Genomic DNA, 11,784 nt, shown 5'->3' with positions numbered 1-11,784 from the left:
GCCGGTGCGATTGGCGAGTCGGTCAGCCACCTCGCTTGGCTAATGCGTGGCCGTCAATACCTGTTCACTGGCGGCGGCTACTGCCTGCCCTAGTCGCTGCCAGCTCGCGTAGTCACTGTTGGCGCGGATGTTAATCGTTGAAGTTAATGGCGCAACCGCCAAGCCCGTTTGTTGCGACAAGCGGTATAAGCGTAAGATCGTTGCAATTTGCGGGATGGTGCGTGCCGGCGTGTCGGCATCACCCATCACATAGGCCGCTGCAGCTTGCACTTCATTGGCCTGCCAATCCAACAAAGTTGCTAGCAGCGGGGCAGCATCCTGTGCCGACGGTGGCGCTTCGCTGTTGACCTGTCCTAGATATGCAAGCAGATCATTCTCGGTGTGCGAGGTGTGATGCAGCCAGTCGCGATAACACCCGAGGTGATACAGCGTCGCAAAGCTTAGTGTCGTGAGGTTCGGTTCGGACTCGCCAAACCAGGCAGGCTGCGCCAAATAGCTGTTTAACATCGCCGCACTCAGTTCAAAGCAGGAGGCTAGCTGTGCACCGCGCGATAGCATCGCGAGTCGCTTCAGGTAAGTATCGGCAATTTGCTGTGGGCAGGTTACCGACTTTTGGGCCAGGGTTTGATTTAAAAATTCACAGGGCGTACTGCCGGCCCACCGCACCAGCGGCCGCACCAGCGCTTGCGACACCGCCAGCAATTGGGCCAATGTGCTCGCCAGGATGCCGTGCTGCGACTGCTGCGCGTTATAAAGTAATGCGCTCAGTGCACTCGTAGCCTGCGCCTGACTGCCCTCATCCAGTGCTTGCGCCATGACAACGGCCTGCACGGCCGCTGTGATACTATCTTGCGAAACCGTGTCTGTATTGTCTTGTACTAGCCCCTGCGCATCAACCAAATTGGCTTGTTGCATCAGCGTTGCCCAATCCAACGTCCCGCCCGTCGTATCCGTTGTGGGTGCACCCGATTGAGCGTAACGGGTGGGTGTAACTACACTGTGAGTGATACTTTGGCCCAGCTGCTGAATTAATTCTAACTGGCGTTGATTACCGATTTGCGGCGGCACAGGCAACAGCCACGCAGCGCATTGCGCCACGCTGATCTCCTGCGCGTGCAACCAGTCAGTCGCGATGGACAGCAGCATCAGCCCATCGAGTAGATCGTTACTTTTTGGTTGGCCGTTATCATCCAATACCGCAATCGCGGGTACACCTGCCAGATGCGCAAGCAACGAGCAGTCATCGCCTAACCACTTAGCCTGATCCAGTAAGCGAATGAGCGCCAAACCACTTGCAATGGTCAGCCCCAACCAACGCGGAATGCTAGCCAGCCGGTACAGCGCGGAGACAGCCCCCAAGCTATTGGGAAAGGTATGGTTAGCTTGATTACCTTGATACTGAGCGACGAGGTCGGCCAGCAGCGCGAACTCCGCGTCGGTGAGCTTTAGGCCCGCTGCCAATTGCTTGGCAATACGCGCGTCCCGCCCCTTATCCACAGTAGTGGCTGTCGCCGTATAATCTACATTTTCCCAGTCCAGCGTGTAAGGTTGATCAAATAGCTGCTTGCTGTTAAATAAGCGGTCCAACATGGGCACATCGGGAGTAATCGCATACGGTGTGATTTGATGCACCACGGCGGCGAACTGTTCGGCCGTAACGCCGTAACGCTGCTGGTAATGACGAAAGACCCCAATCAGCCGCAACGTATTTGTGTTTGTGTACAGTCCCAGATTGCCATCTGCTTGAAGCGGATCGACGCCTTCGGCACGCATGCCCGCTGTGATTAAATAATCCAGTTGATCAAATGGTAAGTCTAATGTGCGCTGCATGCGTATCAGACGGTCCAATCGATCCAAACGGTCATCGGTCAAGCCAGTGAGTGTAAGATTACCCTCGTTATCTTCCACCATTTCAATCGCCGGTCTTTTACCCGCATGCAGATAGACTGCGCCATAATGGTAAGGCATATGCGGCGTTTGGTCGGTCTTTCCATTAGTGAAAATTGCATTACGAGTCACGATATGGGGCGACACTATCACAGTATCGCCACCGACTCGCGTGCATAGCGCGCGTTCCAGATCTGCCACGCTCAAGCCCGTGTGGCCAGTCAGCTGGGTGACGTTGCTGAGATAGGTTGCATGATTGTGATGGATCGGTGTGGGGCTAATTCCAAAGTGATTCTGGTAAAAGTCGACTTGGTCCGAGGTGTAGATAGCAGGGTTATCATTGCCATCTAATATCAATGTAAAGCCGATTTCTGAATAATATTTTCTAGGAGACCATGTCTGCATTCGGATAAAGAAATCGGCACGCAGCGGGCTAGCCTTCAGATCTAATTCGGCATTGTCTTCATCACGGTACTGTAATATAGGGTAACGTCTATATGGACCACCGTCAGTAACAATGACATTATTGATGGGACGATAATAATATTCCTTATTTTGCCCGCCCAACACAACATGACAATCGTTTACGGTTTTTAATTTTAATTGTGTAAAGACATCATACTGATTTCCCACCCAAATTAATTCTTTTACCCCGTCAAGCACGGCATTTTGCGATGGCGTAACATAAGCATGTGCGTAAAGATCTGACCACGGATCAATTTCTGTCGTGGAGTAAAGATCACTTCCCCATTTAGCGACAAGTTGCGCTAACGTCAGCATATGGGTACTAAAATAAGGTGCAGCAGCAATCAACGTTTGCAATGGCGGCGCAAATGGGCTCGCAAGTCGCATCGCCTCCATTCTCGCCGTCGTGTCGCTAGGCGCGACAGGAGCAATAAAGTAAGGCCACGCGGTATCGACCTGCTGCATCACCTCCGTGAGCGACATGCCGCTCACGGCGAATCCTTCGATGGCTTGCTGATGCGCAAAATGGTATGGCAGCTGGTTCGGATAGTAAGTCTCGGCCAGCATTTCATCGACCGTCTTTCCGTCCGGCACCGTGTCCTTAATCGCGCGGCTCAAAATCGTATTGACCAGTGTCAGCTCTGGTAGCCGCTGATTCAAACTGTCGTTATCCACAACCAGTTCCGGAATATCGGGGCGGCGCTTTGCCAGTGAGTTGATCGCGTCGGGCTGAGGCGCATTTCGTTCTTGATTCATCGCCAAGTGATACAGCGACACGAGATAGGCTGCTGGTGACGTATTCGCTTCGATAGCATCTACCGCACTCATTTGGCTCCAGTCCAGACGAAACTGCTCGTCATAGCTGGGCCCGGGCCCAGTAAACGGGCCAAAGGTTTGCTGCACCAGGCGCGTCAAGCGCCGCTGACGAAACCGGAACGCTACTTGCTGCGCGTAACCGACTGTTTGGTCATAACAGGCGCAGGCAGCCTTAGTGCCGAGCTGCTCGCGATGTTCACGGAGAAACTGCTCACGCGTCACGCGCGCCACATCAAAGACAGACTGGTAACCCAGTTCAGCAAGTCGCCCTGCTGTCTTGTAGCGTGCTTCAAGCACATTGATTAGCGGGCTGATCTTTTGATTCATAGCCACTCCTGACATGGGTCAAAGGTTGTGTCGCGATAGCAGGAAATACTTTCCTTGGAACCATGACAATTCCCAATACGGATGCTGCACATGAGCAAGTTCAGCATCATAAGGCCATTGCAAAATCGGCGTAGATAGCATAACGAATCTTATTTTCTACGCTATCCTTACCACTTTGCTAACAATAGGTCTCTACTTTTGAGTAAGACCGCATACATTCTCCGCCGCCCAATAGAGCGCGCTACGCCAACATTGATTACCTCAAACGACGACGACACCTAACACATGCACCCCCTAGATGCAAGATCTTATTGTGACGCACCACGCGCTCAAAGCGAAGCTGCCTTGCCGTACGTTAAGTGGGCAAAGTCGAGAACAGAATAAACGGGAAAAGTAGACGTGCCACGCAGAAGCGAGGCCGTTGTGTTTAAGCTGGGGTACTTCTTCATTTTCCCTCCAGACGTCATTTGTATTCAGCAAAAACAGCTACTGCGATGCACCCGTTCGCTGATCGATCAGCTCATCGTTTGCTGCTGCTCACAACGCGTTCAAGCGTTGTGCTCAACTGCCCTATGCCGCTTCGATACTTAAGGTAGCCACAAGTGTAAAGCACTAGCCGGAAAGCATCCAAGCGGATTCCCTTTATTCAATGCGACAAATTGCCGTGAGCAACGTCAAGCGTTGATCTACAGCGGCCGGGCTGCCTCACAGAAAAACACGGCTGCGCGCAAAGCACCCCTCGCACAATCGCATGATATGAAACAGCTCGATTGTCTCGCTCAGCATTGATTCGCCATTGCTCTATACTACGATGGTTCAGCAGCAGCGCTCCGCCGCTTTGGCGCGTAACCTGACACCGAACTAGTGGCGCTGCTTTTTAATGAAGCGACCGATCTGAGATTGCAACGCTGAATTCGGCCGCCGCACGGTAACAATCGCGTGGACAACCGTGCTGGATACCGTACGCTATCCGGCGTTCTTACGGCAGGCGAACAACAGTACGAATTTTGAGAATAATCCGGTTGGCATTGTGGCGCTATGCGATCGATCTGCGTCGCGGCCACGTTACCGAGCAGCAGCTCAAGGAAAGAGGCGCCGCTAGCGCGGCGTCCGGTCCGTCGATGATGATGGCAGGCGGGAACCGAGTACGGCCCGCGTCTCCCACAGACGTGTAAACTGCTGTCTTTTTGACTCTGGTGGTATGGTACAAGTCCCCCGGCCAGCGGCGCCCGGCGCTCCGACGCTCGTTCGTCTGCTTGCCCGGCTCGCGCAACTCGATGTAGCCGAATCCGGACAATCGTTGCCGAACCAATTAAGCCAATGGCTCGGCTGGACCGACGCCATTGCGTTATCGACGGCGCTCAACGCCAACACGTACGGCGCCGCATCGGATGCGGCCGGAGTAGCGGACGTGAGCGATGATGCGTCGGCGCATACTGCCGCCGTGCGCATGTCGCTGATTTGCCGCATCGATGCCGCTTGCGGCTTCGCCACCGGGACGCGCCACGCGGCCACGCCCGCAGCGCTGCGCGGAGCGAGCAGCGACACCGTGCCCGACTACGCCGATTTTCGCCACCGCTACGTCGGCATACAGCATGCGATGGCAACGGATATCGGTGCGCTGCGGGGACGGCTGCGCGCGATGCTGGCAGTGTGCTCGCCAGGTATGGCGCGACTGTGTGCCGTCGATACCGTCATGGAGCAAGCACTGGCGCCACGCGAGCATAACCTGCTGGCCAACGTGCCCGCGTTGCTCGGCGCGCATTTTGCCCGCTTGCGCGACGCCGCGCCGCCGCCCGCGGGCACGTCCCGCCCCTGGCTGGACGTATTCCGCGACGACATGCGCAGCGTGCTGATCGCCGAACTCGATGCCCGGTTTCAACCGGTGCAAGGACTGCTCTCGACCTACCGTACCCGCTAACCCACATGCTATGACCCGCTTTCGCCTTCACGTTGTTGTCTTCCTGGCCGGCTTGGCCGTCATAGGCTGGATCGGCGCCGGCTACCTCAGCGCTAACCTGCTGGCCTCGGCCGTCACGCTGCTGATCGGCGCCGGTTATCTGGCAGGCGCCCTGGAATTGCGCCGCGACCAGCAGACCACTGCTACATTGACGCGTGCCGTGGCCAGCCTGTCCGCCCCCCCGCCAACGCTGGAATCTTGGCTGGCGCCGTTGCCTTCCGGCCTGCGCAGTACGGTGCGCCTGCGGCTGGACGGTCAGCGAGTCGCGTTGCCGGGCCCAGTGCTAACGCCCTACCTGGTGGGATTGCTGGTGCTGCTTGGCATGCTGGGCACCCTGCTCGGCATGGTGACGACGCTGCGCGGCACCGGCGCCGCGCTGCAAAGCGCCACCGATTTGGGCGCCATCCGGGCGTCGCTTGCCGCGCCGGTCAGCGGACTGAGCTTTGCGTTCGGCACATCGATTGCAGGTGTGGCGGCATCCGCCATGCTGGGGCTGCTTTCCGCGCTGTGCCGACACGAGCGCATTGAGGTCGCGCAGCAACTCGATACGGCCATCGCAACAACATTGCGAATCCATTCGAGCGCTCACCAGCGCGAGACAACTTTTCAGGTTTTGCAACGACAAGCTGATGCGATGCCTGCATTGGTTGACCAACTGCAAACGATGATCACGCACATCGAGCGGCAGACACGGACGTTGAGTGAGCAACAACTCGCCGGGCAGCAAACTATCCTCGACAAGGTCGAGCACGCGCATACGCGCCTGATCTCATCCGTGACACAATCGTTGACAGAATGCGTGGCCGACAGTGCCCGCGCCGCGGGTACAGCGCTGCAGCCGGTCGTCCAGGCGACGATGGCCGGCCTGGCGCGCGATACGGCATCGCTGCACGATACCGTCGCCGGCGCCGTGCAGCAGCAGTTACATGCGCTGTCCACGAGCCTGGACGCGACCACGCGCGATGTGGCGGCGGTCTGGAGCGAGGCATTGGCCGACCATCGGCAGTCCAGTGGCGCGCTGCTCGAGCACCTTCGCGTGTCGGCAGACCAATTCGCAGAGGCGGCTGAACAACGCGCCGCGACCCTGTTGCAGACGCTGTCGGCACGCCTGGAAGCGAACGTGGCGACGCTCGCCCAGACTTGCCAGCACACACTGGTGCGGCAGGAGCAGGCCGCAGAGCAACGCGCCACGGACTATCAGCACGTGCTCGAAGCAGCCGCCGCGAAGCTCGCCCAGCACGCGATGGCATCGCTTGATGCAATAGCGCAATCGCAGGCGCGGCTACGCGCCGAACTGCAATCGCAGGACGAGCACCGGTTAGCCACGTGGACCACGGCGCTGACTTCCATGGCCACCACGTTGCATCACCAATGGGATGAAGCCAGCACGCGCTCAGCCGCGCAGCAGCAGCAGATCTGCGACACGCTGGCACACACAGCGCAACAGATCTCGGCACAGGCCAACGAAACGATCGCGCAGATCGGCAAGCTCGCGCAGGCCGCGTCGCAGGCGCCGCTGGCCGCGGCACAGGTGATCGCCGAGTTGCGTCAGCAACTGTCCGAGCGCCTCGAGCACGACACAGCGGTTCTGCAGGAACGCGGCCGAGTACTTGAAACGCTGGCGACGCTACTCGACGCGGTCAACCATGCCTCCAATGAGCAGCGCTCGGCCATCGACGCACTGGTCGCGACATCGGCAAGCTTGCTGGAGCGCATCGGCAACCGGTTCACCGACGAGGTCCAAGCCGGCACGCGGCAACTGGAGGCCGCCGCGACGCAACTCACCAGCGGCGCAGTCGAGGTAGCTAGCTTGGGCGAGGCGTTCGGCGTGGCAGTCCAGTCCTTTGGCGCGTCCAACGCTACGCTGGTCGAGCATCTACAGCGCATCGAAGCGGCACTGGACAAATCGCTGGCGCGCAGTGACGAACAACTCGCCTACTACGTCGCGCAGGCGCGGGAAGTCATTGATCTAAGCATGATGTCGCAGAAACAAATTGTCGAGGAGTTGCAACAACTCGCCACACCGCAGGCGCGTGCGAGAGCCGAAGCGCCATGAGTGACGACATCGACGGCGGCGTGGAAGCGGCCGCGCCTATCTGGGCCGCGTTTGCCGACTTGATGTCGGTATTGCTGGGTGCGTTCGTGCTGATTCTGATCGGCGTCATCGGCATGCAGCTGCAACTGTCGTCCAAGCTCGAACACGAAGTCCAGCAGCGGCAAATGGAGACACAGCGCCGCAAGACGCTGGAACAGGCATTGGCCGGGCCGCTGGCCGCCGGACGCGTGACGCTGGTGAACGGCCGTATCGGCATCAGCGGCAGCGTGCTGTTCGCGCTGAATTCGGACCAGTTGCAGCCCGAAGGTCGCGAGCTATTGAAAAGTCTCGCCAAGCCGCTGCGCTCGTACCTTGGCACCCATGACGAAATCCTGATGGTGAGCGGCTTCGCCGATGACCAGCAGGTCCGCGCGGGCAATCGTCGCTTTGCTGATAACTGGGAGTTGTCGGCACAGCGCGCATTGACGGTGACGCGCGCTTTCATCTCGGAAGGCGTGCCAGCCTCGTCCGTATTCGCCGCCGCGTTCGGCTCCGAGCAGCCGGTAAGCTCGAATGCCGACGAAGCTGGACGGGCCCGCAACCGACGCGTAGAGATTGCCGCGGTACCCAGGCCGTCCGCAATCAACGGTGAGCGCCGTGAGCCATAGCGACACACATGTGCGGGCTCGGCTCGACGCATGGCGGGCATCCGGCGCCGATCGGCTGGACCCGGTGCGCTTTTGCTTCATTGACGCGCTGGAGCGGCGCACGGCCGGTCACGTCGGCGCGGTGCGACGCCGCCTGGAGCGCCGGCTTGACGAGTTGTTGGATGCGTATGCCGCTGATCTCGAACGGGCGAATTCCCGCTGCGGCGACGCAGCTGCCGCAACGGTCTCACGCGACCCCGGGGACCCTACGCTCGCGGCGTTGCTCGACTACATCGCCACGCGCAAACGCGCACACGGCGATGCCGGCACCATTGCCAGCGCGCCGCATCCCGTGTCCGATCCGGCGCCGGCAACGCTGGATTATTTTAGAAAGACCTGGGCCCGAGTCCGCATCGAAAAGCAGCTTCGGCAATCGCTCAACCACGTGCCGAGGAATGCCGGTCCGCTCAATTCCAGCAGTCTCGTGCATCGGTCGCTTTCGTTGATGCGCGAATTGTCGCCTGAGTATCTACAGCAGTTCCTCGCGTATGCGGACACGTTATCGTGGATGGAGCAATTAAATAGCGGGGGACTGGCATCGGCCAAGGACGCCACGCGTGCCACCGTTGCCCGCAAGAGCGCCCGAAGCAAATCGCGCTAAAGCGGCGTGCCGCCGCGCGTCGTCCATCGACAGGCGCGAGCCGCACCAATACGCGCGTCGGCTGCTACCTATCAGCCGCCCCTCCCCCGAGTTCGGCCCAAGCGCCGGCCTTATCCTCGCGCAGGACACGACTGCGCGCCAGCCTCGTGCCACCCGTTCTTCGATGGACAACAGTGCGTCGTCGCGCGGCAGGCACGGGTATTGCGCCCGGCCAGACACGCAACGAAAACGGCGGCGGGCGCGGCCTGGTAGCGCGCCACCCGCCCTCGGACATCGTCCCCGACTCAACTACCCATGACGGAACACAACGATAAGCAACGCAATCCGCGCCAACGCAGCGGCCCAACCTCCCCGTCACCAGCCCGGCAGGCGCCGATCAAGTTTGCGCAAAGCGTGCATGCGTTAGCGCGGCACGGCGATCCCGCGGCGGGCAACGTGACATTCGTGCTCGGCGCTGGTTTCTCCCGTGCCTGGGATCACCGCTATCCGACCGGCACCGATCTGTTTGACTTTACCGATGACGACTGGGCGAGCGAATCTCCGTTCCTGGAGGATTTCCTGCGTATGACGCAGATTGATCGCACCGTTGGGTTGGACCGATCCGCGTTTCTCGACATCGTCTATCAGGTGGGCATGTTGAAAAAGTATCCGTTGATCCGCAACCGATACGTCGACGAGTTCTATTTGGAGCTGGTCGAGCGCGAATTGCGCTATGCGGTGCTTCGCAAGTTTCACCAGCTTGCTAAGCCTCCTACGCTGGTCGGCGACACGCTATCGTTTGGCCAGCCGCTCAGCGACGCACAGACGGCGATCAGCTCGCTGTTTGCCGCGCTGCAGGAGCATGCGAGCGCGACGTCGGCTGGCGAGCGGCCCGCGCCCCGCATCGGCGTGAATTTTCTGACGACGAACTACGACTTCGTCATTGAAGCCATGGTGGACACAGCGCTTCGACGTGCCCGTTCGCGCGAGTTGTATCGCGGCTTCACGCCATGCGCCTGGTGCGGCGAGACGGACCGGCGTGCGGTGGCGGTGCCCTTTGCAGGCGGTCATCTGCTGAAGCTTAATGGGGGGTTTGAGATCTATCGGCGTGAGGGGCATTTCGAAGTCGACTACCGTCGCCGCGACACGCCGATACTGCGCAGCAATCCCCCAGACATTATGCTGCCATCGCGCGCCCAGGATTATGACCAACCCTATTTTCAGGCGCTGTTCCCAAAGGCCGTACGGCTGCTACGCGAATCCCGGATCGTCGTGCTGGTCGGCTACAGTTTCCCGGACGAGGACGCGCTGGTGCGGCTGCTGCTGCGTCAATTTGCCGAGGCGCCCGCTGACGGACGCCAGCGTGCGCTGTACTACATCGATCTGAATGACGTTCAGACGCAGCTTGCTCATGCAAAAAGCGTCTTTCCCCATGCCAGCGTATCCGGAGGCCTCGCGGTATTGCCGTGGCAAGGTAATTTTAACGAATGGTGCAGTATTGCCGTTCGCTCACTGTGATCGGGCCGAGGCGCGCCCCACCCGACGCGTCAGGCCGGCTGCCGTCCGAGGGAGCCGCACGACCAGCGGGGCAAGTCGTGCCTCCCTAGGCGTGTCTGTCGAGCCGGCACCGTCTGAGCGCTGCCACGCGACGCTGGCCACACGGCACCGGCGCGCGGCACGGTTCCATTAGGCCTGGCTAGCCTGCGGATTGCCAACCTTCTCGGCAAACTGCGTTAGCTTCTGATCGGTTGCCTTCTCCTCGTCGAGCGTCGCCTTGAGCAACGGCACGGCGTCGTCCTGGCCGAGCTGTTTCGCGAACGCGCATAGTGTGCCGTAAGACGCGATCTCATAGTGCTCCACTTTTTGGGCTGCACCGATCAGCCCCGCATCGAGCACAGGTCCCTTCTCGATTTCGTCCAGCAGTTCCGCGGCTTCCTCGACCAGCCCCTCCATTGCTACGCATTTGATCCGTTTTAGCTTGATGCCGCATTTCTCGACCACTTGGTCGATGCGCTCAACCTGCCCATGCGTTTCCTGCAAATGCATTTCGAAGGCCTGTGCGAGTTCAGGATTCGTGCTGGCGCGCGCTAGCTTGCCAAGCGCGCGCGTCAATTGCTTCTCCGCGCTGTAGATGTCAGATAGCGAATGGATAAACAGGTCTTCCAAGGTCTTGCGTGCCATATTGAGCCTCCTTCATCGAACGCTTAAGGAATGCGCCGCACGAGTGTGCTCGCGCCGGCCTCACTTGCCGCGCAACGCTCATGCCCGGGCACCGGCGCAGCTCATCTTCAACCAGGCCGCCGCCACGACGCCAGCGTCCGCTCACCGCGCCAAACTCACGTGCCCGTTCACTGCCAAGCGCGTGCGGCCAGGCACGGCAAATGCGCGATGCATGACGTTTTGTGACCAGGAGGTGTTATGGCTTTATCCTCGCTTGCGGCACTGCCTGTTACCGCTGCGATCCGCGCCGACCACACTCACGTGCTGGCGGCCTTCCACCGCTACCGCCACCACTCACCCTGGTGGCGCAAGCGCGCAATCGTTAGCAGCGCCTGTACTGCGCTGGAGATCCATACACAGCTTGAGGAAGAAATTCTCTACCCGGCACTCGCACGCGTCGATCCGGACGATGACGTGCTGAAAAAAAGTAAGCCCGAGCATGACGCGATACGGCAGACGATTGAACGACTGCGCGGCATGGGGCCAGAGAATGCGGCTTACGACAGTCTTTTCATGCAACTGATGCGCACTGTGATCCATCACGTTGCCGACGAAGAAGCCGTGCTGCTGCCGCGCGTTGAGCGCATGCTCGAAGCCGAGTTGACGAGCCTGGGCGCCGCGATGACGCGCCGACGCATCCAATTACTTGGGGCGCACCAGCCGGCACGCATTGCACTCGATACGCTCGGCACCTTCCCGATCGCCGCGGCGCTGTTCGGCGCGCTGACTGGCATCGCCGTATTGCGCTGCTTTGCAGCGGCCCATCGCCCCTGCGGTGCATAGCGAG

8 protein-coding genes are annotated in these 11,784 nt (G+C 59.8%); 6 read left to right on the top strand and 2 right to left on the bottom strand.

The annotated features are described in order from the left end of the window. Positions 1-39: 39 nt before the first annotated feature. A complete protein-coding gene (locus IHE30_RS05350; protein ID WP_337689376.1) occupies positions 40-3,495 on the bottom strand; it encodes a Tc toxin subunit A in 3,456 nt (1,151 codons plus the stop codon). 1,201 nt (positions 3,496-4,696) lie between these two features. On the opposite strand from IHE30_RS05350, the gene IHE30_RS05345 reads away from it, so the two are divergent. The 5 genes from IHE30_RS05345 to IHE30_RS05325 all read left to right on the top strand — a co-directional run bounded on the left by IHE30_RS05345 (position 4,697) and on the right by IHE30_RS05325 (position 10,295). Next, entirely contained in the window at positions 4,697-5,416 is a 720-nt protein-coding gene (locus IHE30_RS05345) for a DUF3348 domain-containing protein (protein WP_337689375.1), read from the top strand. 10 nt (positions 5,417-5,426) lie between these two features. Beyond that, positions 5,427-7,511 carry a DUF802 domain-containing protein gene (locus IHE30_RS05340; protein WP_337689374.1) on the top strand — a complete coding sequence of 695 codons (2,085 nt, stop codon included), beginning with the start codon at positions 5,427-5,429 and terminating at the stop codon, positions 7,509-7,511. Continuing rightward, on the top strand, positions 7,508-8,158 hold the full coding sequence (locus tag IHE30_RS05335; protein WP_337689373.1) for an OmpA family protein: 651 nt from the start codon (positions 7,508-7,510) through the stop codon (positions 8,156-8,158). The genes IHE30_RS05340 and IHE30_RS05335 overlap by 4 nt, the downstream gene beginning before the upstream one ends. Then, positions 8,139-8,798 (top strand): DUF2894 domain-containing protein, encoded by a 660-nt coding sequence (locus IHE30_RS05330; RefSeq protein WP_337689372.1) that lies wholly within the window; start codon positions 8,139-8,141, stop codon positions 8,796-8,798. Before IHE30_RS05335 ends, IHE30_RS05330 begins: the two co-directional genes overlap by 20 nt. Before the next feature lie 294 nt (positions 8,799-9,092). After that, positions 9,093-10,295 (top strand): SIR2 family protein, encoded by a 1,203-nt coding sequence (locus IHE30_RS05325; RefSeq protein ID WP_337689371.1) that lies wholly within the window; start codon positions 9,093-9,095, stop codon positions 10,293-10,295. Positions 10,296-10,463: 168 nt separating this feature from the next. Here the strand turns inward: IHE30_RS05325 and IHE30_RS05320 are convergent, their stop codons facing one another. Beyond that, positions 10,464-10,958: a YciE/YciF ferroxidase family protein gene (locus IHE30_RS05320; protein WP_337689370.1), complete on the bottom strand. Its 495-nt coding sequence runs from the start codon at positions 10,956-10,958 to the stop codon at positions 10,464-10,466. 237 nt (positions 10,959-11,195) lie between these two features. On the opposite strand from IHE30_RS05320, the gene IHE30_RS05315 reads away from it, so the two are divergent. After that, positions 11,196-11,780, top strand: a complete 585-nt coding sequence (locus IHE30_RS05315; RefSeq protein WP_337689369.1) for a hemerythrin domain-containing protein — start codon at positions 11,196-11,198, stop codon at positions 11,778-11,780. Positions 11,781-11,784 lie beyond the last annotated feature (4 nt).

The sequence above is a fragment of the Mycetohabitans sp. B46 genome (assembly GCF_037389205.1).
Classification (GTDB): domain Bacteria; phylum Pseudomonadota; class Gammaproteobacteria; order Burkholderiales; family Burkholderiaceae; genus Mycetohabitans.
Note: the sequence above shows the minus strand (reverse complement) of the source record. Positions and strands in the feature narration are given on the sequence as shown.